The sequence below is a fragment of the Peribacillus sp. NPDC055009 genome (assembly GCF_053608705.1).
Map to the genome: position 1 here is coordinate 104,914 of NZ_JBSGVZ010000008.1, position 25,939 is coordinate 130,852.

The 25,939-nt window shown below is 38.2% G+C and carries 22 protein-coding genes and 1 pseudogene; 7 read left to right on the forward strand and 16 right to left on the reverse strand.

Annotated elements, in window-relative coordinates; genetic code table 11:
* Nucleotides 1–359: 359 nt before the first annotated feature.
* Nucleotides 360–1,241: a mechanosensitive ion channel family protein gene (locus ACWF5P_RS14140; RefSeq protein ID WP_452444983.1), complete on the reverse strand. Its 882-nt coding sequence runs from the start codon at nt 1,239–1,241 to the stop codon at nt 360–362.
* A gap of 22 nt (nt 1,242–1,263) precedes the next feature.
* The gene (locus ACWF5P_RS14145; RefSeq protein ID WP_230175936.1) at nt 1,264–1,656 is read right to left on the reverse strand and encodes a sporulation protein; all 393 of its coding nucleotides are present in this window, start codon (nt 1,654–1,656) and stop codon (nt 1,264–1,266) included.
* A 665-nt stretch (nt 1,657–2,321) separates the two neighbouring features.
* Between ACWF5P_RS14145 and ACWF5P_RS14150 the strand changes: the two genes are divergently transcribed.
* Nucleotides 2,322–2,852: an IseA DL-endopeptidase inhibitor family protein gene (locus ACWF5P_RS14150; RefSeq protein WP_230175935.1), complete on the forward strand. Its 531-nt coding sequence runs from the start codon at nt 2,322–2,324 to the stop codon at nt 2,850–2,852.
* Between the two features lie 133 nt (nt 2,853–2,985).
* Here ACWF5P_RS14150 and ACWF5P_RS14155 read toward each other — a convergent pair whose 3' ends face one another.
* The 4 genes from ACWF5P_RS14155 to ACWF5P_RS14170 all read right to left on the reverse strand — a co-directional run bounded on the left by ACWF5P_RS14155 (nt 2,986) and on the right by ACWF5P_RS14170 (nt 6,971).
* Nucleotides 2,986–3,978 carry an HAAS signaling domain-containing protein gene (locus tag ACWF5P_RS14155; protein WP_434166961.1) on the reverse strand — a complete coding sequence of 331 codons (993 nt, stop codon included), beginning with the start codon at nt 3,976–3,978 and terminating at the stop codon, nt 2,986–2,988.
* Complete coding sequence (locus tag ACWF5P_RS14160) at nt 3,965–4,312, reverse strand: PadR family transcriptional regulator (protein WP_034306796.1); 348 nt, start codon at nt 4,310–4,312, stop codon at nt 3,965–3,967. The genes ACWF5P_RS14155 and ACWF5P_RS14160 overlap by 14 nt, the downstream gene beginning before the upstream one ends.
* Before the next feature lie 160 nt (nt 4,313–4,472).
* Entirely contained in the window at nt 4,473–5,819 is a 1,347-nt protein-coding gene (locus ACWF5P_RS14165) for a GntP family permease (RefSeq protein ID WP_101222202.1), read from the reverse strand.
* A 6-nt stretch (nt 5,820–5,825) separates the two neighbouring features.
* Nucleotides 5,826–6,971, reverse strand: a complete 1,146-nt coding sequence (locus ACWF5P_RS14170; RefSeq protein ID WP_434166962.1) for a glycerate kinase — start codon at nt 6,969–6,971, stop codon at nt 5,826–5,828.
* A gap of 301 nt (nt 6,972–7,272) precedes the next feature.
* On the opposite strand from ACWF5P_RS14170, the gene ACWF5P_RS14175 reads away from it, so the two are divergent.
* Entirely contained in the window at nt 7,273–8,367 is a 1,095-nt protein-coding gene (locus ACWF5P_RS14175) for a sugar diacid recognition domain-containing protein (protein WP_434166963.1), read from the forward strand.
* A 144-nt stretch (nt 8,368–8,511) separates the two neighbouring features.
* Entirely contained in the window at nt 8,512–10,119 is a 1,608-nt protein-coding gene (locus ACWF5P_RS14180) for an FMN-binding glutamate synthase family protein (protein ID WP_101222205.1), read from the forward strand.
* 221 nt (nt 10,120–10,340) lie between these two features.
* Here ACWF5P_RS14180 and ACWF5P_RS14185 read toward each other — a convergent pair whose 3' ends face one another.
* Nucleotides 10,341–11,279: an MBL fold metallo-hydrolase gene (locus ACWF5P_RS14185; protein WP_452444984.1), complete on the reverse strand. Its 939-nt coding sequence runs from the start codon at nt 11,277–11,279 to the stop codon at nt 10,341–10,343.
* A 239-nt stretch (nt 11,280–11,518) separates the two neighbouring features.
* On the reverse strand, nt 11,519–12,112 hold the full coding sequence (locus ACWF5P_RS14190; protein WP_434166965.1) for a branched-chain amino acid aminotransferase: 594 nt from the start codon (nt 12,110–12,112) through the stop codon (nt 11,519–11,521).
* Between the two features lie 173 nt (nt 12,113–12,285).
* Here ACWF5P_RS14190 and ACWF5P_RS14195 point away from each other — a divergent pair, with 173 nt between their 5' ends.
* Entirely contained in the window at nt 12,286–13,398 is a 1,113-nt protein-coding gene (locus ACWF5P_RS14195; RefSeq protein WP_434166966.1) for an FAD-dependent oxidoreductase, read from the forward strand.
* Between the two features lie 397 nt (nt 13,399–13,795).
* Nucleotides 13,796–14,110: pseudogene (locus ACWF5P_RS14200) on the forward strand (transposase); the annotation flags it as partial.
* A 237-nt stretch (nt 14,111–14,347) separates the two neighbouring features.
* Here the strand turns inward: ACWF5P_RS14200 and ACWF5P_RS14205 are convergent.
* The 5 genes from ACWF5P_RS14205 to ACWF5P_RS14225 all read right to left on the reverse strand — a co-directional run bounded on the left by ACWF5P_RS14205 (nt 14,348) and on the right by ACWF5P_RS14225 (nt 19,003).
* The gene (locus tag ACWF5P_RS14205; protein ID WP_434166967.1) at nt 14,348–15,109 is read right to left on the reverse strand and encodes a uracil-DNA glycosylase family protein; all 762 of its coding nucleotides are present in this window, start codon (nt 15,107–15,109) and stop codon (nt 14,348–14,350) included.
* 351 nt (nt 15,110–15,460) lie between these two features.
* Nucleotides 15,461–16,399 carry a glutarate dioxygenase GlaH gene (gene glaH / locus ACWF5P_RS14210; RefSeq protein WP_434166968.1) on the reverse strand — a complete coding sequence of 313 codons (939 nt, stop codon included), beginning with the start codon at nt 16,397–16,399 and terminating at the stop codon, nt 15,461–15,463.
* Nucleotides 16,400–16,727: 328 nt separating this feature from the next.
* Nucleotides 16,728–17,069: a DUF3870 domain-containing protein gene (locus ACWF5P_RS14215; protein ID WP_230175927.1), complete on the reverse strand. Its 342-nt coding sequence runs from the start codon at nt 17,067–17,069 to the stop codon at nt 16,728–16,730.
* Nucleotides 17,070–17,096: 27 nt separating this feature from the next.
* Complete coding sequence (gene lhgO, locus ACWF5P_RS14220; protein ID WP_434166969.1) at nt 17,097–18,314, reverse strand: L-2-hydroxyglutarate oxidase; 1,218 nt, start codon at nt 18,312–18,314, stop codon at nt 17,097–17,099.
* Nucleotides 18,315–18,328: 14 nt separating this feature from the next.
* Nucleotides 18,329–19,003, reverse strand: coding sequence for a GntR family transcriptional regulator (locus ACWF5P_RS14225; protein ID WP_063233736.1), 675 nt, complete (start codon nt 19,001–19,003; stop codon nt 18,329–18,331).
* 290 nt (nt 19,004–19,293) lie between these two features.
* Here ACWF5P_RS14225 and ACWF5P_RS14230 point away from each other — a divergent pair, with 290 nt between their 5' ends.
* Together ACWF5P_RS14230 and ACWF5P_RS14235 are read left to right on the forward strand one after the other, a co-directional pair.
* Entirely contained in the window at nt 19,294–19,689 is a 396-nt protein-coding gene (locus ACWF5P_RS14230; RefSeq protein ID WP_434166970.1) for an effector binding domain-containing protein, read from the forward strand.
* Between the two features lie 323 nt (nt 19,690–20,012).
* The gene (locus ACWF5P_RS14235) at nt 20,013–20,723 is read left to right on the forward strand and encodes a Dph6-related ATP pyrophosphatase (protein ID WP_452444985.1); all 711 of its coding nucleotides are present in this window, start codon (nt 20,013–20,015) and stop codon (nt 20,721–20,723) included.
* A gap of 588 nt (nt 20,724–21,311) precedes the next feature.
* On the opposite strand, the gene ACWF5P_RS14240 is transcribed toward ACWF5P_RS14235, so the two are convergent.
* From ACWF5P_RS14240 to ACWF5P_RS14250, 3 genes are all read right to left on the reverse strand, one after another.
* Complete coding sequence (locus tag ACWF5P_RS14240; protein ID WP_206665233.1) at nt 21,312–21,884, reverse strand: tyrosine-type recombinase/integrase; 573 nt, start codon at nt 21,882–21,884, stop codon at nt 21,312–21,314.
* A gap of 1,141 nt (nt 21,885–23,025) precedes the next feature.
* Entirely contained in the window at nt 23,026–23,553 is a 528-nt protein-coding gene (locus ACWF5P_RS14245; RefSeq protein WP_434166972.1) for a hotdog domain-containing protein, read from the reverse strand.
* Nucleotides 23,554–23,769: 216 nt separating this feature from the next.
* Nucleotides 23,770–25,857 (reverse strand): heterodisulfide reductase-related iron-sulfur binding cluster, encoded by a 2,088-nt coding sequence (locus ACWF5P_RS14250; RefSeq protein WP_434166973.1) that lies wholly within the window; start codon nt 25,855–25,857, stop codon nt 23,770–23,772.
* Nucleotides 25,858–25,939: the final 82 nt, after the last annotated feature.

Consider the following 25,939-nt stretch of genomic DNA (forward strand, 5'->3'; position numbering starts at 1 on the left):
TGCAATTCCCCTCATAAAAAAAGGCTCCCTTTAAAAGAAAGCCACAGATTGGAGACAACTCGAAAAAAGCAAGATTGCCTTCAGATTTTTCATTTAAAAAAGTTCCAGTTTATTGATCGGGAGTTCGAGACTACTGTGGGAAAAGCGGTCCAAAGGAGACCTCACAGGCGCAAAGGGCGGACCGCCCGCGGAAAGCGAATGCTATACGGTCCAATCAACGTTCGAATACTTTCTTTATAAGAAGGCGTTTAATATCCTTAAGTTCCCGGGTACTATCACTAATTTCGGTCCTTTCTTACACTCACCATCATTAGTTCATGATAAGTCCCGGAATACCTCAGGCAATTGTGTTTCTTCTTTTAATTCTCCAATATATGTTCTTGTTTAGGACTTCCCTGTACAAGTAAATGGGAAGATGGCATTAGAATTTTATGCTCATGAAGAGCAGTCATCATTTCAAACCTCACACTCCTTGATGTTTCAAAGTAATCATCAGGTTTCACAAGTCCCACAATGCATAGTTCATATCCAACATATTTAAGATTCGGATTTAAATCCGTAATGCCGATGTATCTAAAATCCTCTTCAGGTGTACCATCCTCTAGCCTTAGAAGGGTCTTACCATACTTCTCATTACAGATAAGGCATATATCCTCCAACAGCCGTTTTACCTTTTCTGGACTTTCTTGGTAGCTTACAGTGATACGCTCAATGATTCGCATTCTCCCTTTATTAAAATTTTGAATTGTCCTGATTTCACTGTGAGGGATTGTCAGCAATTTTCCTGACCATTCCCTGATCTGCATGAACCGGATACCTATTTCTTCAATTGTCCCTGAACTTGTCCCATTGAATGTAACGAAATTCCCCACCCGGAATTCATTATCTGAAAGCCTTACAAATCCCAATAAGATATCCTTAAGCATTTGCTGAGCCGCAAATCCGATAACGACCCCTACAATTCCAGCTCCAGCCATGATTCCCTTTATGTCTATAAACTGTCCAATCAGATAAATGAGGAAAAGTCCTGCTATGCCGTATCTAAGAGCAGACCGGGTAACTCCCTGTATCGTTCTTTCAACTTCTTCCACAAAAAAATTAGATCTTTTAAAGAACCATTCAACCATTTTATTCAAAATATAATAAACGGCCAATAAAAGTAAAGCCAATATAAAAAGCCTCAATAACAAAAATTCTTGCAAATAATCCATAGCCCGCTCTGTAAATTTCAAGACATTCATGTTCCCAACTCCAATTTCACTTTTATTCAGAATCAATTAAAATCCAGTCATCATCCTTGCCTATTATCCCTTTATCAAGGATAAGTCTTGTTTTAAGACGGTAGGAAACCCCTCGTTTATAAGGCTCCTTCAATATAGGAAGACAAAAGTTAAAAGGAATTTCATTGCTTTCCCCTGAATTTATCTCCCTTGAAGACAAAATGGTGCTCGTTTTAAGGATCTCTTCCAATCCGGTAGAATGAGTATCCATGATCAAATCACATTCAATCCTCCTTATTCTTTGCGCAAGGGTACCACCCTTAATCAAGAAATACCCATTTATGCATTCACCAGATTTATACGTATTTTTCGGAAGGATTAAATCTATTTGTGCAGAACCTATTCCTAAAAGTAACAAAGATTTTCTCAGTATCAACTAATACACTCCATTTATATTTATTTGTTTTTCTACTAAACCCTCATGTTTATACATTTCCGTAAGGGCAGCCTGATCTGGACTACAAAAAAACCTTTACCATTTTGGTAAAGGTTTACTAAAAGAAAATAGACCTTTACCAATAGGTAAGGTCTGGCTAACAACAATATGCTGCCAACAACACCGAGAGCAAAGAGCCCCGTAATGACGACGTTGTTGTAAAAGCTACTCCCCTTTGGAGAATGTATTCAAGTATATAATTTATAATACGGTAGGATTAGAAAGTTTGTCAAACCTTTATATTTTATTTTTTTTAGGCGCTTCCCGGGAAATTCGAATTCTTTGTACATAACTTGATATTAATGAAAATATAATGAATCAACTTGTCCCGTTATTGAAAAAGAATGAACTTCTGGGTTTTAAATAGGCCAGTTCGTGGAATATGAAGTATGTAACAGCAGTGACCTTCTATTTAAAACGCCGTTTTCAAAAAGAATAAAATGAACAAACTATGTATATTTAATGGAAAACTAAAATTATATTTAAAAATTAACAAGATTTCTCTTTTACTTGCGCCAATCATGTTGTAATATAAATGTAACAATTGTAATATTTATTAAACTTTCGTTACATAAGTATCCTATTAGGGATTGGGGAGATTAATTATGAAAAAATTTTTAGGTATGCTATTATCCATTATTTTATTTTTCACTCTAAGTGGTCAGGTTACCGCAAAAACGACATCACAGAATTTGTCTGATGCAAATGCATTAAAGATAGCCGATAATGCCAGCAAACATTTTTGGAATGCTTTACATGGATATAAAACCCGTTCATGTTCACAAAAAACTTTCAATTATAAAGGGACAGAGTATTCATACCTTTGCCAAGAGTTTAATACAAAAGATAAATTGACTACCTACTTAGCAGAGACATTTACTAATAATGCAGTTGAAAAGGGTCTGACCAAATATAATTACATTACCCATAAAGGGAAATTAGCCCGTCCAATCGGAGACGGCTTCAGCATGTTGGAGTGGAGAAAAGCAAAAATTAAATTGGTTTATCAAAAACTGAACGTTAGGTCCTACAACTTAACTGTACCTACAGTCGACGGTGAGTCAGTAAAAAGAACGGTTACCTTTTATAAATCCGGATCCACTTGGAAAGTCAATCAGTTCGATGCAGTTCAATAAATAGTTGATTTAAATGTAACGCCTCATATGCCTATTCCATATGAGGTGTTTTTCTGTTTTCCCTTTTATCTTGAGAAATCTTTTCACATCATGGAACTTTAAAAACAAAAAAACACAGCTAGGTTGCTGTGCCTTAACGGATTTTTGCCTTTCGAAAGCCTTGATAGGAATCATAGGCGGCAAAAAAGATTGTGATGAGTATGAGACCCCAGTAAATCGAGGTTTTCCAATCATCGATTGAAAATAGTGTTTTTTGGTATGCAATGAATTCGGGGTTCAATAAATTAGGATTACTGATGATGATGATGAAAATCAGAGTGGACAACAGCTGGTATATAGCATGGAATAAAGCTAATTTCAGGGTCCATTGTCTTAAAAATAATTTATAAATTGTCAAGAGAACCCCAATGATAACGACGCAAGATACCGGCAGCCAATAGGTATTCAATACCTCTTGATTAAAAGAAGGTGTCACGAAAATGAGACTGTCATTTCTTTTTTCATAGACGCCTAACAGGTTTGCTGCATTGAAATAAAGGGCCGCGAATACAGAAAGACCTAACAAACTTGCAAATATCTCGATCATGGAAATCGCTTTTTGCTTTGAAATGTTCGGTATATCTTTTAGGTTTTCCGGTGTCCATGGTTTCAAGTCTTTGGTTAAAGGGGACTGATCTTTTGAAGTATCCATGCGTTCTAAAATGACAAATGAGAGCGTCAGCCAGAAAAACACTTGGATACCTGTACTGATGATACCTGATATCGCTTTCCCGATTATGGTGAAAACCGCATCCATAACCGTATTATCACCCATTTCCCGAAACGGGTTATCCCCTACTAATCCAATCAGTGAAATGACTGCAGCAATTGGTAAAATCATTTTCAACAGACTGATATAAAAATCATAATAACGCGGTCCAATCAGATGCATCGGCCGATCGCGATAACCACTTGCCAGTGTAACCGGATCTCCTAATTTTAATAGAACAGCTTTCACGTCTTGCTCCGTGGGATCCTCCGGAAGCATATCTGCGATTGTAGATTGAAGTTCAAGCCCAATATCCTCCCGGTTTTTTTCAGGCAGCCTGCGGGTCACTTCCTGAATATAAAGTTCAATCAGCTCCATCTTCTCCCTCTCCTTTTAATAATATATAAAGCTCTTGAGAAGTTTTTTCCCATTCTTCCTTTAACTGAGTGAAGATTTCTCCCCCATAATCACTTAAAGAATAGTACTTGCGCGGTCTACTTTCAGAAGTATCCCAGCTGCTGGTCACCAATTCTTGTTTTTCCAGGCGTCGAAGTAAAGGATATAAAGTACTTTGATCAATGGTAATTCCCGACTTCTCTAAACGCTGGACAAGCGAGTACCCATACTGAGGGGTTTTGAGCTGACTCAGAACAGCTAACGTCAAAGTGCCTCTGCGCAGCTCAGTAGTTAATGAATTCAGTAAAGTGCTCATCCAATCACCTCTTCCCTATACTATGTGACGTACACCATACCTTATACTATGCATCATACACTATTTTAGTTCTTACAACACCATAAAAATTAAAATATATTTAATTTAAAGCATAAAAAAGAGAAGCGTTTCACGCCTCTCCTTTTTGCAAATATTAATATTACACAAGAATGACCCACAATATCATCGTCGTGATAATCGTGACCACTCCTTGTATTAAGGTTGCCATTGTTTGAGCTTTATAGGCATCCGTCACTTTCATCCCGCTAAATTGGGTGACCACCCAGAAGAAGCTATCATTTACATGGCTTACTGTCATCGCACCTGCTCCAACAGCCATGACTACCAATGCAAGAGGAACAGCCCCTTCAATACCCAACGTTGGAAGCATGGGTGCAATCAAAGATGAAGTGATGACCAGTGATGCTGTCGAAGAACCCTGGGCCGTTTTCAGCCCAGCAGCAATTAGGAACGGGACCAACAGGAACAAGGAACCACTAAAGATGCTGCCCATATCCCAACTTTGGATGATGTCTGCAATCCCCGTATTTTTAATGACGGTACCAAATGCTCCGCCCGCCCCGGTAATCAATAAAATTGGCGCAGCATCCAATAAGGCGGCTCCTATCCAGTTTGTTAATGTTTCTTCATCATACTTAGGCAGCAATGTCAAAGCGGAAATTACTCCGACGAGCAATGCGATGACCGGCTGGCCCAAGAATACGAAAAATGCGGCAATCCCCCCTTCCGTCCCAAATAGCGTTAATACAGAACTGGCTCCAATCAGGACAATCGGTAAAACGATCGGTAAAAATGATTGTAAGGCAGAAGGCATCTTGCCGAATGAACGGACAATTTCATCATAATCGTAATCCAGGTCACTTCGGTCATCTTCAACTTCTATCTTGGTCGCTACTTTCATTGACCATATATAACCAGCAAGTGCAGCTGGAATGGCGGTAATAAGACCTATCAAAATGACGGTCCCCAAGTATCCGTCCGCTCCGATATTCCCGGCTGCCGCAATTGGCCCCGGAGTTGGGGGTACAAGTGTATGTGTCGCATACAAACCAGTTGCAAGCGCAACTGACATGGAAGCAACCGCCACTTTTGCGCGTCTTGCCAATGCTTTTCTTAAGCTCGATAAAATAACGAAACCTGAATCACAAAAAACGGGTATGGATACGATAAAGCCAATCATACTCATGGCAAGCTGCGGTCTTTTAGGACCGACAATCCTCAATACGACTTCGGCCATTCGCAATGCGGCCCCGGCCTTTTCCAAAATGGTTCCGATTATTGTACCGAAAACGATTACAAGTCCAATGCTCGTCATCAATCCGCCAAAACCGCCGTTGATATTCTCAACGATCTGATCCAGAGGCATTCCGGAAGCAAAACCAACAAATAAAGTACCCAATAGAAGCGATAAGAACGGATGCAGCTTGAATTTAGTTGTAGCAAAAACAATTAAGAACACGCCGATGGCCAAAACAATAAATAACATAAAAAATTACCCCCTATTTTTGATCGCTGCCAAAAAAGCCCGCATTACTTGTTCGGCTGAAAATTCCAACAATTCAGCTCCTCTTTCCATAGCTTCCTTTAATGGCATGGGAGCGTTCACCAAACTATGAACACTCGTTATTCCGTGGTCATATAAAACTTCAATACCTGTTCCGATCGATCCAGCCAAAACAAATACGGGAATACCATGCTTTTTGGCTTCTTGTGCTACTCCCATGGGTGTTTTGCCTGAAGCAGTCTGGTAATCGATTTGGCCCTCACCGGTAAAGACACAATCGGCACCGAACAATTTTTCACCCAGTTTCGTATACTCCATGACAATATCTATGCCCCTTTTTGTTTCTGCACGGAAAAAGGCTTGAAATGCACCTCCAATTCCTCCTGCAGCACCAGCACCTGCTTTATCATGCAAGTGTATGCCTGTTTTGATTTCCACCAAATCAGCCCATGATGATAAAGCTTTATCAAGCATTTCAACCATGTCAGGAGTCGCCCCTTTTTGAGGTCCGAATACCCTTGATGCCCCATCTGGACCGACTAACGGATTTTGGACATCCGAGGCAATCAAAAATTCGGAATCCGCTACTCTGGAATCAAAATCCTCTGTATTAATGTCTGATATCCGTGATAATTCGGCACCTCCGTATCCCAGAGTTTTACCTTCTTCATCAAACACCTTCATTCCCAAAGCCTGGAGCATACCGACACCGCCATCGTTGGTAGCGCTTCCACCAATCGCTAAAATGAACTTTCGACAGCCATCATTCAATGCTTTTTGAATAAGCTCCCCTGTCCCGTATGAAGTAGTGATCAATGGGTTCAACTCAGCTGGATTGACAAGGCAAAGACCAGATGCATTAGCCATTTCAATCACACAAGTTTTTTGATCGCCCAGGATTGCATATGCTGCCTGAACATCTTCAAGTAAAGGTCCTTTAACGGTCACTTCAACTTTTCGTCCTTTTGTAGCTGCAACAAGACTATCCAGCGTACCTTCCCCGCCATCCGCCGCAGGAACCAATTCTGTCTCCGCATCCGGCAGTGCCTTCCTGACTCCTCGCTCAATAGCTTTTGAAGCTTCTGTTGCTGATAAACTTCCTTTATAGGAATCTGGTGCAATAACAATTTTCATGCTCAGTTCCCCTTTGAATATATTTTTATATCAATTTAATTATAATCTTCAGAAATATTTTAATCATCGTTCATTCTAAACGAAAATTAGTATGACATATTGGATTTTTTTGGCTATACTATATATAAAAAATGATCTTTCTGGAAAGTTTTCTGTTATTTTCCCATTTTCCTAAAGTATAAGATAGCTAAAGGTTTAAACTATCGACAATCCCCCTTTACATGAAAAATCATAGCTTGTTTGCATGAAATATGATCACCATTCTGTTAGCAAATAAAAAAACTCTAGAAGGATGACTTGAATGCTGACCCAAGAAATTGCAATGGAAATTGTCAAACAAACCACCAATAGACTTAACAGAAATATTAATATTATGGATGATAAAGGAATCATCATCGCTTCCGGAAATCATGAACGCATCGACCAATTGCATTTAGGAGCAATGGAAGTACTGAAAACGGGAAAGCCGTTAATCATTCCCGAAACTGATCGTCATCAATGGGTAGGTGTCCTTCCTGGAATTAATTTGCCTATTAATTTTCAAAATGTAATTATAGGAGTCATCGGGATCACCGGAGATCCGACTGAACTTTTGGAATTCGGCGAATTGGTGAAAATGATAACGGAAATGATGCTTCATCAAGCTTTTATGGCGGAACAACTCGAATGGAAACAACACTTGAAAGAATTGGTATTTGAAGACTTATTAAAGGAAGATATCAATCAGCATTCGATTGATCAGAGACTTGAACTGATTGGAATGAAATTAGAACCTCCCTATCAAGTGGGGGTAATGGAAATGAAATTAAATCCGTTAAATAAGAATGAGCTGATTCAAATGACTGAAACTGTTTTTGGTTCCCATCAAGCCCTTGTTGGGTTCCTGAATGTGAATCGGGTTTTCATTCTCACTACGGCGCTTAGCGGAAATAACATTGACAAATGCCTGGATTCAGCCATCAAAAAATTTAAAGCAAAAGGCTTCGTTATACGAATCGGTTTGGGCTCTATTGTGGATAAGGAATCATACATCGTCCACTCTTTCCGCGAAGCTGAAGCGGCACTTTTACTAGGTGAAGCCGATCAAGCTTTAACTAGATATACTGATGTGGAAACAAAAGCACTGTTGGAAAGGATAGATGAGCGGACCAAACAGCAATTTCAGAAAAGAATTTTAGGCAGCTTATCCGAAAAGTTGATTGAGACTCTGCAACAATTTTTTCTTAGTAACTTAAATATTGGGGAATGTGCAAAAAGAATGTATATCCATCGTAATTCCCTTATATACCGATTAAAAAAAATCAAGGACATTACCGGATATAATCCACAGGTGCTGCATGATGCCATAACTTTACAGTTAGCCATTTGGGTAAGCCAATCGAAAAGGAGAAGTTGAAAGAAATTGTGAGAACAATATTGCCTATTTAAATTATTTTCGTTCCATCCCTATAAAAACCTTGCGTTGGAATTCTGTATAATTGATCGAATTACCGAGTAGATTAAAAATACATGATTTTTTTTGCATATCAGGAGGGATTGAATGAGTGGCATCGCAAATCTTTTAATTATCCTTGGATTTACCGTAGTTTTCATCATTATCATCGTTTTGGTCTTACTATTACTTTATATGATTTTCTTTGATCGCATGCAGAAGCATCATGCAATTTTAAGGAATTACCCGGTCCTTGGGAGAATACGATACTTTCTGGAAAAAATCGGACCTGAGATGCGGCAATATTGGTTTAACAGTGATAACGAAGGAAAACCATTTTCCCGCGATGACTATGAACATATGGTAAAAAGTTCAAAATATTTACGGGATGTCATAGGTTTTGGCTCAAAACGGGATTTTGATGAAGAAGGCTTCTTTGTTAAAAATAGCATGTTTCCAAAATTGGCCGAAGAAGAAAAATATGATCGTGAAACTAAAGTGACGACGAAAAGATACATTCTATTGAAAGACCCGCTTTTCTCACAACGAGAAGAAAAATGGGAAGATGAAATATCCTCTGCATTCTTATTGGATGATGAGGACGCCGTGATCATCGGCCCAAACACTAAGAATCCCTTTCGACTAAAAGGTCTTATCGGCATGTCCGCCATGAGTTATGGCTCTTTGGGTAAGAACGCAATCACTGCACTTTCTGAGGGTTTGGCTGCAGCAAAAGGCACCTGGATGAATACAGGTGAAGGCGGACTGTCTCCTTATCATCTAATCGGCGGTGTCGATATAATCATGCAAATCGGTCCAGCCATGTTTGGAGTTCGTGATAGTAACGGCGAAATGGATTGGGATGAGTTAAAAAGAAAAAGTGAAATACCCCAAATCAAAGCTTTTGAAATCAAATTGGCTCAAGGTGCCAAAACTCGCGGAGGGCATATCGATGCTGAAAAAGTGAATCCGGAAATCGCTGAAATCCGTAAGGTCATTCCGTATAAAGCAATTGATAGTCCGAATCGGTTTCATCAATACCATGACGTAAAATCCATGTGCGATTTTATCGAAAAAATCAGGGAACATACAGGAATCCCGGTCGGCATCAAAATGGTCATCGGCGGCACTGACAGTGTTGAAGAGCTTGCTAGCTACATGAAAGAAACCGGAAAAGGTCCGGATTTCATTTCATTGGATGGCGGTGAAGGCGGCACGGGTGCATCTTATCAGGAATTGATCGATAGCGTAGGCTTGCCGATAAAATCCGCTTTGCCGATTTTAGTATCGACATTGGAAAAATACGGTGTACGCAATCGCGTTAAAATCATCGCCTCCGGTAAATTGTTCACGCCTGATAGAATTGCGATAGCCCTAGCCATGGGAGCAGACCTTGTAAACATAGCTCGAGGTTTCATGATTGCGATAGGATGTATACAGACGATGAAATGCCATTCCAATGCTTGTCCTGTCGGAGTAGCCACCACTGATCCGGAATTGCAAAAAGCGCTTGTCATCGATGAAAAGAAATACCGCGTTGTTAACTTTCTTGTAACCCTTAGAAAAGGACTATTTCGAATCTCAGCCGCTGCTGGTTTAGATTCGCCTATCCATTTTCAACCTAAGCACATTAGCTATAAGGACGATAAAGGAATTGTCACATCCCTTGAAGATATTATGAATGAAGTTAAGGGACAAATAGGTGTCAGGCAATGAAAAATCCACCGCTCATGTTGATGGGCGGTGGATTTTTCTTGAAAACAATTGAATGAAGCCATTATAGGCTGCAAAAATGTATCAGGCATGTAATGGGAATATCTCCACTTTTCCCTTCCCCATTAGCTCCCCATGGCGATAATAAACATTAGCTGCAGCAATTTAAGCAGTTTTAGATGACATGAGCTAAAATCAGTTTCGATACTTTGTCATCTAAAATATCAAATGGATTGATAATACCATTTGCCATCACTTTTAAACTTTCTGCATTGGTCATTTAAAAGAAGGTATTCTAGGTGTGCCAATGTTTCACCAACTGCAAACCTGGTCTCGTGAATGGAAAGATTTCTAAATAAGATCTGGCAAGCACTATTTACTGAAATCGGCTCTTTCATGTTTTCATGAATAATATGCAAACGGTCCTGATGGTGTTCCAACAATTCAAAAATTCTTTTATTGGCATTTTGAAACGGTTTCCCATGTGAAGGGATGACATATTCAACGTCCAGCTTTTGTATTTTTTTCAAAGAATTAAAAAACTCTTCCAATGGGTTGCTGAAACCTTTAAACCAATAAGAAATATTTGGAGATATCCTGGGCAATATATGATCTGTCGAAAAAAGGACACTTTTTTCCTTATTGTATAAGGATATCAGGCCATCAGAATGCCCCGGCGTGAAAATCACTTCATACTCATATTTGCCAAAGTGCAGTTTCATTCCTTCTTCAAGATGATGATTTACGGTAGGATAGGGTTTTACTTGTGGCAGGAATCCGCTTTCGTCACTGGATAAGGCCACGGATAAATCGTCTTCCATACCACATGCTTTATAATTTTCTTTAAGCAGATTCAGCGAATCCGCTTCCCAATACGTAGTTCCCGCATGTTCATCCACTTGTGTCATCCAAACATCCGCACCGGTCAATTGTTGTAATGTCCCTGCATACCCGAAATGATCAGGGTGATAATGGGTGATTATAATATCGGTAATATCGTGTTTTTCGATAATCGGGTTCCATAAATCCCTTGTCGTTTTGTTATTTAATCCCGAATCAATGATTGTCCACCCTTTTTCACCTTCCGCTAGGAAACAATGGACATGATCCAACCTAAAAGGCAATGGAATGGTAACTTGAGTTACTTTCAGTTCATTCAGCAAGTATAACTTCCCCTTCCGATGTAACTTCATTTACATAAAACAAAAAATCGAAATTGCTAAAAACAAAACATTTAAGTTTATTAAATAAATGTATATCATTAATCAATTCGACGAATTTTTTCAATTTCCTGTTATCAATATCCAGAGCCAGTGATTAAAATCCAGAAGCAAAGCCTAGGGGCATTGGTTAAATCAAGAAATAAAAAAACCGCCATTAAAATTTATGGCGGCACCTCGTTTTACATATTTTCCTCGATTGTTTGAACAAGGATAAAAAGAAAATGATAGATTAAATTAAAAGCTTCCTCTAATGTCATGTCTTCTCGGAATCCTTTTATGTTATCCAAGGCTAAATTCACATCCCATAGCCCGTCGCCCTGGTTAAACATTAAACTGAACGAACCTATTTCAGCTTGAAGTTCCTTAGTTAAATACGTTTTTAAAACCTCTCCCATTTTTTTCTGGAATTTCAATCCGAACATCGCGTTATACGTACCAAAAACATCATCGACTTCTAAAGAAAGTGCCTCAACACCGATTAATTCGAACCATTGTGATTCAAAGTAAAGGAACTCATCTTTGTTATTTTTCAAATACTCGATCGGTTGTGATAAAAATTCAGAGTTCTCTTCAGAGATTAACTCTTCGCTCTCTTTATTACTTCGCTCCATATAAGCATCTGTAAAACGGGATGCATTTTCTTTTTCCACTAAAATGATATCATCGGCGATTAATTTATGCTTTTCGACATAATCCTTTTCTTCTTTAAATAACTCAACCTTGTTTTCGATTACGGATTTTGATATGTATGATTCCATTTGTTTTTTTAGCATGATATGTCCTCCTAGTATCTTTTCAAGCTTTCGCAATATCAATCATAGCATATTCACTATAGATAAAATAACTTTGTGAAAGAAATTACAATATCAGTTGTGGCAATCATTTCGTGTCTTCGATATAGTAGTGGTAAGCGTTTATACATATGAGAGAAATGAGATGTTGAATCATGCAAAAAATCATTGTAGTTGGTGCAGGAATTTTGGGAGCTTCCACTGCCTATCAGTTGGCTAAAAATGGGGTTGAAGTGATCATTATTGACCGACAAGATATCGGTCAGGCAACATCTGCAGCTGCAGGAATCGTTTGCCCTTGGATTTCACAAAGACGCAACCAAGCTTGGTATCTCCTTGCCAAAAATGGTGCGGCTTTTTATCCGGGTTTAATTGAAGAACTTGAACGGGACGGGGAAACCGAGACTGGGTATGCCCAGGTCGGAGCTATAAGTTTACATACCGATGAAGATAAACTGAATGCCATGAAGAACCGGGCTGCAAAACGGAAAGAAGAAGCACCGGAGATCGGGACGATCACAATACTTTCTGCAGAGGAAACACGTGCCTTATTTCCGCCTCTTTCCAGTGAATATGCAGCCGTTCACGTGAGTGGTGCCGCCCGGGTGGATGGACGAGCACTACGTGATTCCTTATTGCGGGCATCGCAAAAAAACGGTGCAAAACTTATGTATGGTGAGGCCATACTTACATATAACGGTGCACAAGTGACAGGTGTAACACTTGGAGATGAATTCATATCTGCCGATAAAGTGATTGTTTGTGCTGGCGCTTGGGCACCGCAATTACTGAAGCCACTCGGCGTGAATTTTCAAGTCACCTTCCAAAAGGCTCAAATCATTCATCTGGAAACGCCAAATGACAATACTAATGACTGGCCTGTAGTCATGCCTCCCAGTGATCAATATCTTTTGGCTTTCGATAATAATAAAATCGTTGCTGGGGCGACTCACGAAAATACGGAAGTTTTCGATACTCGAATGACCGCAGGAGGACTCCAGGAGGTTTTCGATAAAGCCTTGCAAACCGCTCCCGGTTTGACAGATAGTACGTTTGTTGAAGCAAGGGTCGGATTTCGTCCATTCACGCCGGGATTCCTTCCGGTCTTTGGTCCTTTGCCTGACTGGGAAGGAATAATCGTAGCCAATGGTCTTGGAGCATCCGGTTTAACAATGGGCCCATATATAGGCTCACTATTGGCAAATCTCGCACTTGATAGAAAAATTGAAATCGATATAGAAAATTATGATGTCAGAGGTGCTCTATAAATTTAGCTTCCAATTACCTAACTTGCTGTATGAACTTCGACTGATCTGAAAATTACTAGATCAGTTTTTTTCAAATGGTCCTTTTCATAAGAAAAATCAAGGACCTTTAATGAGTCCTTGATTCAGACTGTAGACAAACTCGAGGAAAATCGAGTTTGTCTATTTTTTATGGCTTATACAATTTGGACGTTAATTTACACTCCAGGCACTCGCTTTCCGCGGGCGGTTGGGGAGCCTCCTCGGCTATCGCCTGCGGGGTCTCCCCTAGACGCGCTTTTCCCGCAGGAGTCTCGTACCTTCCGTTCCAATCAACTTTGCTTTAACTCTTAGATAGAACACTTTTGCCTAGGGTCATTTTTGTTTTAAAATAGAAGTATTAAAACTTGAGGTGATGAAGATGCTTTCTAAACATGATTCTATTCAGCGAGATCAACTTGAAATGATTACTTTAGATCGACTGGTGCCGGCGAACCATTTAGTTCGTAAAATGGAGGCTTCCATTGACTTCACTTTCATTTATGACTTGGTGAAAGATATGTATTCAAAGTTAGGACGCCCAAGTATTAATCCAGTATTTTAGTTGAATTTACAATTATTCAATGTACATTCGGTATTAGTTCCCTGGGTAAAAGATTAATATGGCTTACCGCTGGTTCTTAGGCTATGGTTTTCATGATAAAGTACCTCCTACTCCACGTTCGGAAAAAATCATGCTGTTCTTTGAAAAATAAGAATCTTCAATTTCAATTTATTTCATTTATTTATTAATATCTGATTCACTTACTTCTTCATAAATAACTTTTAACTCTTCAATAGTAAGTGATTTTAAAAATTCCTCTAGTTCATCCATGTTAATGCCTCCTATAATAAAGAACATTTGTTCTTATTATAATCTCCAAAATATCACTAGTAAATAGTTAATTTTACTATTGAGCATACAGCCCCCTATTTAACCAACGGTCATTCCCTTTGAAAAATAGTGCTGTAACATCATTTTCATTTGCTCTTTATTTGCTGCAAATTGCTTATGACGATGACCATTTCCTCCAGATGGATGAGGAAATCCTAGAAGCATGTCGTTAGCATCCAAATAATTCTGACCTGCTAAATAATTTAAGACCTTGGAAACATTAACGCCTAAAGGAATAATAAGCGGGCTTTCAATCGTACCTATTTCGGCAGCAAATCCCTCCATTATATTTTTTTTAAGCAACTCGGTCTTTAATATGTTCGGAGTTGTTCCACTGTAGTTTTTACCGTTATAAAAAACTGGATAGGTTAAAACAGAGGTAGTATGAACGAGGTGATTTGCTTTGTTAAAAAGATCCAGTGCGGACGATATGTTTAAGTATGTGTGTAATCCAAGCTCATCTAACATTTGAATCAAATTTTTTCTCATCGTTCCTTCAAAACTGGAATTCTTTTTTACTTCGTTCAGGATCTCTTCATCACTATGTATGTGCCCTTTTGCATTAATTACTGTAGAATAAGATTTTTTCATTTGATGTAATCCAGGAGTGATTCCGACAATCACCACTTTGGCCCGTTCATTTACATATTCAAAAGGTGCGTAATAGATTTCGAGCTTCTTCTTTTCATCTCTTTCAAGCAAAAATTGCTCGCTCAGTATCATTTCATCTGTATAGGCAGCAGGTAAAGCATTAATTAAGTTTTTAAATTGCGTAAAATTAGAAAAATTAGCGATCCCCATAAAGTACTATCCCATCTTTCTATATATTTTGGCCATATCAGTATATCAGAAATTCAGTTTCGCACCGAACATTGGAGCATCATGAATCTTTTTGAATCCGTATATTCCTTAACGGAAATTGAAAATACTAGTCGTTTGTAAAGTGTTGTTTGATCTCTCCATCATGATAATAACGTAATGTAGTATGCCTGATGGTACCGTACTTAAAAAGTTTTACTCAGACGAGATAAAGTTAAAAGAATGAACCTTTTCAAAAAAAAAGATAAATTGCTTTCCAACCCTTGGGTTGAAAAGAATTTATCTTAAAAATGGTATTTGGGGATGAAAAAAAATTGGGTTTACAAAATGAAACTATTGATTGAATCTTCCGCGCTGGCGAAGCAATTCACGATTCAGGTTCGGATCTTTTTCAAATGCAGCGCGGCCGTGAAGCCAAAATATATTGTTGACGACAACTAAATCTCCAACTGGCAGTTCCAGTTCAAGTACACTTTCATCGTTTTCTAATGAATTGGATAAATCGCGTAAGTATTTGGCTTGTTCAATCGAATCAGGATAAACAAATTGATCGATAAAACATATACCAGGTTTGTTATTATGATTGAAGAATGTCAATCTTTCAATTTCCTGATCAATGTTCTTGCTTTTCGGTGCCTTATACGTGAATTTCTGGCTTGATAATGGATGATTTACATACATATCAAGCTCTTTCCAATCGTCTAGGTGCAATAAGCGTGATTCGCCACCGCGGGCATTTTGTTCGATCATCTTCATCATCAGTAACCAGTCCGTTGGTTCATCAACAAAGGTTCCGTCCGTATGAAGTGTAAATAAACGATAGGCCTGTCGCAAATATGAATCACTGCTATCCGTGTCTTGAACACTAAAACGGGCATAATATTTTCCTGACATGGCATCATGGTTTGGAGTTCCGAGCAAGTATGAAATAGCCGTTGCAAAAATGACATATTCATCTGTATTCTCCGTGACACCCTCCAAGCCAAGGGTGAAGCCGCCGGATTCCCGATCATGAACGATGTTACGAAGCAATTCACCAAAGTCTTCCCCCACTTGATCCAGAAGGTATGAAGCAATGATGAGTCGTGCATATGGTGTGTATTCCAAATGCTGAACAGACTGATTATCCTTCGATACGTTTTCTAAAAAAGCGGCAATCGCCTCTTTTGAAATTTCAATATGATATAAACGGCTGGATTGAGGGTGGACTTTCACCTCGTATTTTTCTGTTTTCCTTTCAAACTTTGCTCTCTTTTTTTCTGCAATGTTCATGAATGATTCCTCCTGTTATTTGTAATATAGGTGACAAAGTTAACAGGAAATATAAAAAGCCAGTCGCACATGATCCCCAAATAAAATGGGAATCCAACTGTACAACTGGCTTATATTCACTTCACTGCTCTATGCAAATAGAGTCACAGCGAATATGCAGTTTATGTATGATTTATTTTTCCTGTTTCCAATCATTAAGATCTTTACACGATTCTGAAAAGGTATTTTCCAAAAGGTGTTAATGTCATAATATTGGCTTAATTACATTAAAACGTTTTTCCGTAAAAATGTCAACATCTTTTACAAATTATTCTGATAAATCATTTTACTAACTTGGTAGTTTCGTTTTTTCTGCCGCTTTAATTTGCTGAAAATGGAGATCCAGGTCCTTCAAGGCAGCAATCAATGCATTAGCCGCTTTCCCCCGATAATAAGATTGAATCGATTCTATCGCTTCATCAACACCATCATTTAAACTAATCCCTTTTAATAAACGCCCAATAAATTCCCGTCCATGCTCTGTTGCCAGAGTACAGGAGGCTTCCAGGACAACCCCATATTTAGCATCGACTTCCGCGGTGATGGTCAATGTTTCAAAGACACTTTTCGCTGCCATCCCTTGAGGTAAACGTGCATGACCTGCAATAAAAATTGTTTTACCATTGAACATGAGGCCTCTTCCTCTCTTTAACGAATTTTATTTTGTAAATGCCGCTTCCAATAAGTGTGATTGTTCCGGAATGCGGTTAACAACCTCTTTTCCAATTTCAATTGATGCTGTTGCTGCAGGTGACGGTGCATTACAAACATGAATGGTCCGTTTCCCCATTATAATATGAAAATCATCCACCATATTACCATCATCCTGTAACGCCTGTGCTCGGACTCCGGCAGGTGCAGGGATTAAATCATCTTCTTGAATTTCCGGAATCAATTCCTGCAGGCTTTTCGTAAATTGCTTTTTACTAAAAGAACGGACATATTCATCCATCCCTTCCTTCATGAATTTACTGGCCAGTTTCCAAAAACCTTTATAGCTTAAAACTTCAGTTAAATCCTTCGCATTGAAGTCAGTTTTTTTATAACCTTCACGTTTGAAACTTAGTACAGCATTTGGGCCAGCATCTACTTCGCCGCTAATCATCCGTGTGAAATGAACTCCTAGAAATGGAAACTTAGGGTTAGGTACCGGATAAATTAAATGATTGACAAGAAAGCGCTTTTCGGGCTTCAATTTAAAATATTCACCGCGAAACGGGACAATTTTCATATCAGTTTTATACCCCGCGGCTGCTGCGATACGGTCACTGTGCAATCCAGCGCAATTAATGACTATCCTTGCTTTTATTGTACCGTTGTTCGTAGCGATGATGACTTCATCAGAATCCTCGTCAATCTTCTCCACCTTTGTATTCAGCTTGATTTCACCGCCGTTGCCTCGGATGATATCCGCCATCTTTTCACTTACCTGACGATAATTGACGATGCCGGCTTGCGGGACGCGAATCGCACCAAGTCCATTAACATGTGGTTCAATTTCCTTTAACTCATCCACACCGATTCTTTGGATAGCTAGCTCATTTTGCAAACCGCGTGAAAATAAATCATCTAGAAGGGGCAACTCTTCTGGCTTTGTTGCAACAATGACCTTTCCGCAAATATCATGTTCAATTCCATGCATCCGGCAGAATTCCGTCATTGATTTGCTTCCTTGACGGGCAAACCGTGCCTTGAAACTGCCTGGTTTATAATAAATACCTGAATGGATGACGCCGCTGTTATGCCCCGTTTGATGATCTGCAACAACAGCCTCTTTTTCAATGACTACCACTTTAGCATTAGGAAAACGCTGATAAAGTGCCATTCCCGTCGATAAACCTACAATTCCCCCGCCAACAATTGCGAAATCATACACAATTAACACTCCTTTTATTGATGATTTTTAGTATTCAGCAACTCCATATACGTAATTAAATTGTTCTTAGTCCGTAAGATGTGAAATTCTACTGCTGCCCTTAGTTCTGCAGGATCCCCTCTTAGTGCCGCTTCATAAATCATCCGGTGTTCCCGTTGCGTTTCTGGGTAATAATCAATCAGCAAATTCGGCGCAATGGGTGAGATACCCAACGTTTCTACCATTTTTTGAACTCTTGGCCACGGGCACCCTTTTCGGAGGGTTTCATGAAAAGCCGCATTCAAAAGGATATAATGTTCATTGGTTTCATCAGATAACTGAATCCCTTCCATTTCAATCAAAATTCCCTTTAATTTTTCTTTATCCTCCTTTGTTAAATAAGGAAGCGACTTTTCTACAGCAAGGCCTTCAAGCAGAGACCTGGTATGATAAATTTCTTCAATATCATCCCGGGTAATCGGTGTGACGATTGCTCCTTTATGAGGAACCATTTCCACCAACCCCTCCATTTGAAGTTGTGTAAGGGCTTCACGAATGGGCATTCTGCTTACTTCCAGGCGATCTGCCCACTCCTCTTGAATGAGTCGCTCCCCTTTTTTCAACGTCCCATTCAAAATCGCCTTCCTAAGACTTTTCGTTACATTTTTTACGATTGTAGATTTATCTCTTTTAGAATTAGCATTATCCAATTCAGCGTCCACCTTTCGATATTGGATACAATTTAAACTATATCAACTATATAAAGCGATTACAATACTAAATTTTTAATATATTGTATCCAATCTAAATAACACTGGATACAATACACAGGGTAAAATAACTAATTTCCATCTGAATATAAATTGGTTCCCCATTTATATTTAACTTCAATTCACAAAATCCAAACCAGGAACTAATGCCAAAACTTCCCAAAAAATTTCATCATTATGATATCATTATTGTTGTATCCAAATTTATTTAAATAAGGGGTTGCTAGTTAATGAGTAAAGAAGTCTACATGATTGGCGAAATAAGGACTAATAATTTCACCGATAAAAATCTTTTCGAGAAAATCGGATCCCTTTGGAGCAAAACAAATGATTATAATATTGAAAATGATATGAAATATGGGATATACCATCAGTACGAAAGTAACTATCGTGGAGATTATACATTAGCTATAGCCACCGAAACCCCCGTATCGAATGAAAATTTTGTCATTCCAGATCAAGAATACGCGGTGTTTGAGTGTTTACAAGATGAACATTCCATAGGTGAAACCTGGAAAAAGATATGGAAGCTGGAGGAAGAGAAAAAAATGAACAGAAAATATAGCCTGGATTTTGAAAAATATTACCCTGATGGAAAAGTGGAAATACATATTGCGGTTTTATAAAAAGAAGCTACTATGTGAAATAAATCCATAATAGCTATACAATTTAGCTAGCCTTAAGGGCATGAATCGGTCCCCCACCGAAACTCATGCCTTTTTATTTCAGCTTTGTACCCTAGGGATTAATCACCTTATATTGTTCAGTTCATTATAGAGTAGTTTTTTCGGGAAGAACTTCCCTTTAAATCAAGTTTTTTGTATCAGGATGCATTAATATCTTATCTGAAGGCTTCAACCGTGATAAAATCAAACAAATATAGTTATCATAATTCATCTATAAAATAGGAAATTGGCAAAAAGTCATTAGAATAAAGGGGAAAATATGAATGTCAGAATTAATCGATTGGAAAAATAGTGCTCGCGGTCATAAGTTCATAGCATCTTTTAGCGGAGGAAAGGATAGTGTCTTAGCCCTTTATAAAGCAATGAAGATTGGAGAAGCTGTAGGACTTATCGTCATGCTGGAGGAAGAAGGAAAACGTTCCAGATCCCATGGAATGCCTCCGGAACTCATACATGCCCAAGCTGAATCAATAGGATTGCCTGTATATACTGCAGCTGCCAGTTGGACTGATTATGAAAAAGTATTTATGCACCTTTTAGAAAATGCTAAAAATCAAGGAGCAGAAGTTTTAATAACAGGAGACTTGGATATGCCTGCCCATGGCTGTTGGCATGATAAGGTTACGAAGAATGCCGGGTTGAAGCTTGGAATGCCTTTATGGGAAATGAATCATCGTGAAGCTGTCGAAGAGTTCATGAATCTAGGATTTGTAACGATCATCGTAACCGTTAATTTATCATTGGGAATGACAGAGGATGATTTAGGGCGAACGTTAACCCATGAATACGTGAAGGAACTTGAAGCTCGCGGTATTGACCCCTGCGGAGAAGGCGGAGAGTTCCATACGACCGTAATAGACGGGCCCATTTTTAAACAGCCAATTACCGTTCGTAAATGTGAGATAATCAAGGACGGAGAATATGCTTTTTTGCCTTTGGAGCTAGATAAGATGACGAATATGAGTACCTTATAACCGAACTAATTACCTATTTTAGTGGTAACCACTCCATACTGCACCCCAATTATGAGATTTTCTATAACGATTGAGGTGCAGTTCGAGTCCTTTGACAGTAGGAAAATGCCTAGATTTAGTTAACATAATATTATTATAGTAACTTCATTTTTAGCAACCATTCATTACTGATAACTTTCTGTTTCATTATTTTTTAAACAGGAAAATAACAGAATCTCAGAAAAATAAATATTTCTAATATACTAAATCAAGTGATTCTTTATAAAAATCAGAACAGTGATATCAAGAAAAAAAAGACTATATATCCTAGTCTTTTTTGAGAAGTCATTCGGTTGATTTAAAACTCTATCCATTACCTGGCCAAAACTCTTATATTTTTCAAAATCCTCAGTGAAGTCGATTTTCCTAGCAAAAGGCGCGTATCTCATTCCGAGTGCCCTTTCACCTATCCACACCAATGATTCTAGTTTTATCTACCCATTCAGATATATCGAAATAATGTTTACTCTGAAATAACTCCCCATTGAAGGAATATGATATCCATATAAAAATAATGAGTACTACAGGAGTTGTACTTCGTCCTTTCAGTTAATAATAGAAATCCATTAATGTTTCGTCCATTAAATCCTGTGTGAGTCCTATGTAAATCATCGTATCTTTTGGATTGGAATGATTAAGGATTTGCTGCAGTAAAGCGATATCCTTGAATTTTTGGTAATGTAAGTAGCCGAAGGTTTTTCGAAGGGTATGTGTACCGACATCCGGAATGTCTGCCATTTCAGCCGCTTTGTTCAGAACCCGATAGGCCTGTACCCTGGTGATTGGACCATTACCCTTTCGACTTGGAAATAAATACTGATCATTTTTCAGGTTCGATTTCCGGACATACTTCCTAACTTCTTTACGAAGTTGAGGATTGACAAGGAACCGCTTAATTTTATCTGTTTTTTGCTCCACAATGACAATATGCGTACCCTCAAGAATGTCTTTCACTCGCAATTGTAAAAGATCGCCTATACGTAACCCGATGTTTATCCCGATTGAAAACATCATATAATCCCTGTAGCTGCAATATTTTAATAGTGACTTTTTCATTTTTTCTATGTGATCCAACCGGCGTATCGGCTGGACATTTTTAATTCTTTGAGAGGCTGCTTGCATGAATGGCTCATTCTCCTTTCCCCTTCTTTCATTGTACGTGAACAGGTGAAAAAAAGGCAAGTTTTATAAATTTTGATACCCTTATAAACCTTGATTTAATGCGTTTTTGAATGTATCAATAGAGGTCCTTTGTTACATTCAGAATATTCAGTTAGTATTAGTTATGCTAATACAAAAATATACCAACATCAAATGACCCTCCTAAAGGTTCAATTGAGACGTTTTAACGCAATCCAGACCAAATACTCTAGTAATTTAAAATAACCTCTTTAAAAGCCAAATATGAAGCTCATTTTTTTGTCTTTTCTACTTTTATACGAAAACATGGCATATGAATATTATCTATATTTATCTCATTATTTATAATGTTTGCATGACCCATTTATTGAGGGGTCATATGAAATGCGGAAAACATACACTAAGAGTTATTTCAATTAAAAAAAGCCGATATTCCCTGTGTTAAGGAATCATCGGCTTTTATTATTATTGAATGCAGCTAGTACCTTGATTCCAACCATTCATATTTAAAAATCCTCAAAATATTAAAGAGCCAGAGCCATAAGTAAACTTATTAACAGACCATTACTTTTAAGGGGACCAATAAAACATAGGAAACGTATTGAACACTACAGATACCCAAAAGTATTTAGAGGGTAATTCTTTAAGTTATATTGAATACTTTGAATATTACACAGAGCGTTTCCGGATAATTGTAAATTGGCCATAAATAAGACATCACTCCCTATACTAACAGGAATTGTCGAAAATAAGCCTCCTAACACAGGCACAAGTCCAAGTAAAGTAAATAGCGCTTCACTGATATTAAAAACTACTCGATCTATAATTTTTGTACTTTCCAAAAAACCAATAGACGAAACCATTTTCCCCTTGTTTCTCATTTATGTTCGTATATTTAAGCTTTTTCGTGAGAAGTGGTTTGATTGCTGCACAAACCTTGAGCATCTTAATATTAAATATCCTTTGTTTTGTAGTCACCATTTATGGCTATAAATTAATCCCTAATATGCAGGGTTTCTCTCTTTATTTATCAGTAGCCACATATATAGTTTTCCATTGGCAAGTCCCGGCCAGGCAGTTGGGTTTTTCTTTTATTTAAAATTATTATCTAGCAAAACCTATATTAACTATATACCTTATCAATCCCAGGGATAGTTGTTGTATAAAACACGGATAATTCTTTACTTTTTTCTTTCCTTTCTTTACGCATTCTAGCTCGCTCTGGTGCAGTTTCATTTAATTTTTTCTCTTCATCCGTTTCAGGAATGACTTCTGGAACACGAGTTGGACATTGTTCTTTATCTAATGCAACAAAAGTTAAAAGCGCAGTCGCTGCCATTTTACGCTCACCACTTTTTAAATCTTCGGCAATAACTTTAACAAACACTTCAATAGATGATGTACCTGCCCATGTTACATACGATTCAAAACAGACTGCATCTGTTGTTCGGATTGGATATAAGAAGTCTACCGAATCTGTTGAGGCAGTTACACAATCTGTGCGGCTATGTCGTAATGCGGTAATGGAAGCAACTTGATCTATATCGCTCATTAATCGACCACCAAATAATGTATTATGACTATTTACATCATTTTGAAATACGCGACTTGTTCGAACAACTCTTGATTCTCTACAATATTTTGCTTTCATGCTTACCTCCTTCTATCTATACAAATCTGATATAACGGTTATAGGCTACAATTTAATATGAAGGAACTCGAAGTTAATAGGACAAACCCATTCAAAAGGACGTGATGAACGAAGCTCTTAAATCTATATTTAAGGGTAAATTAGCTTTCAACAAGACGGTTTAATTAATGTAGTTTCGTCCCCGTTTCCTTCATACTAAACTATTAGAATCTCATTCTATTGCCGAATTATCGATTTCTCTAATATTTCTACGACATCCAACGTTTGTACTTTTTCCTCCACTTCCTTTGTCTTTGTCCCATCGCTGATCATCGTTAAGCAGTATGGACAACCTGTACTGATGATGGTTGGATTTGTTTTTAGAAGCTGTTCGGTTCTTGAAACATTGATACGGATTCCTGTATCTTCCTCCATCCACATTAGACCTCCTCCAGCACCGCAACACATAGCTGTTTCACGTTTCCGCTCAGGTTCTACAACCATAACACCTGGAATAGCTTTTAAAATGTCACGAGGAGCATCATACCCATCATTGTAGCGTCCTAAATAGCAGGAATCATGGTAAGTAATGACTTCATTCACATTATTCTTTGGTGTTAACTTTCCTTCTTTTATTAATGTTGCAAGCAATTCCGTATGATGATAAACTTTTGCTTCTAAACCAAATTCAGGGTATTCATTGTTTAGTGTGTTATAAGCATGGGGATCTATTGTGACAATTTTCTTCACATCATACTTTTTAAAGACTTCAATATTAGCATTCACTAGTTCTTGGAATAAAAACTCATTTCCAAGACGTCGAGGTGTATCACCAGAGTTCTTTTCTTCATTCCCTAGTATCGCCATCTTCACTCCTGCATGATGCATTAAGCGCGTGAAGGATCTTGTGATTTTTTGACTGCGGTTATCATAAGAACCCATGGACCCGACAAAGAAAAGAAAATCAAATTCTTCTCCCGCTTTTTTCAGTTCTTTTGCTGTTGGAATCGTGATTTTCTCTAATTCATCACGCCAATTCGCCCGTTCCTTACGATTCATACCCCATGGATTTCCTTGACGTTCAATATTCGTCATCGCACGTTGGGCATCCGGATTTATTTTTCCTTCTGTTAGGACAAGGTAACGGCGTAAGTCGATGATTTTGTCAACATGCTCATTCATTACAGGACATTGATCCTCACAGTTACGGCAAGTCGTACACGCCCAAATTTCTTCTTCTGTCACGACATCCCCTATTAAACTAACATTTTCAGTTGTTGCTGCTACTTCTTTGGAACCTGGCCCCGCTAGCGCTAATTGATTGTCCTTAGTATTTTTTATAACAAAGGAAGGCGCCCACGGCTGTCTGGAGGTTACCGCTTCTCCTTTTTCTGTCAAATGTTTTCTCATCTTGACAATGAGATCCATCGGGGATAACGTTTTTCCAGTTCCTGAAGCAGGGCACATATTTGTGCATCGTCCGCATTCTACACATGCGTAAAGATCAATCAACTGATGTTGGGTAAAATCCTCAATTTTCCCGACACCGAATTCTTCAGCTGTTTCATCCTCAAAATCGATTTTTCTTAATTTTCCAACAGGGCCGCTTTTCTTAAAGAAGATATTAACCATGGCAAATAACTCATGAAATTGCTTTGACTGGGGTACAAACACCAGAAAGGAGAATACCGTCAACATATGAACCCACCAAAATACGTAGTACAACACAGTTCCTGCCGTTGTTCCGATGCCGGAAAACATCAACGCAATGGCACCAGAGAATGGAGCATATATGAGATCTGGTTCATGACTTAACATAATCGCTTCAAATCCCAATGTAAGCAGGATCGACAAAGTTAGAATGAATAAGGCGATAATGACGAAGGCGGATTTCCCATCACGCTTCCATTGCAACCGCTTTAGTTTTTCAATATAACGACGGTAAAATGCATATACTACTGCCAACATCATGAGGAACGTAGCCCATTCCTGTAGAAGATTGAAATATTTATGCGCTTCACCTAAGGGAAATTCATAACTTCTAATAAATCCCTTTATGATGAGTTCTATAAGTCCTATTTGGATGATAAAAAAGCCATAAAATAATACTAAATGCATCAGACCGCTTTTCTTGTCTTTGAATAATTTTGACTGACCGAAGCCGTTGATTAATAGCAGATTGATTCGTTCTTTAAGGTTTAGTTCAAACTCAGCTTTTTTGCCAAGCTTTATAAACAAATACCGGGTGTATACAAGATTGACAAACAAATATACTGCATATCCAGCCAAGGCTAAAAAAGCAAGTAAATTCAGCAATGATAACATCCTTTTCATCCCCTCATGGTTGTTTCTTAATTAGTTTCCTTTTGATGGGACCAAAAATATCGATAATATTATTTTCAACTAT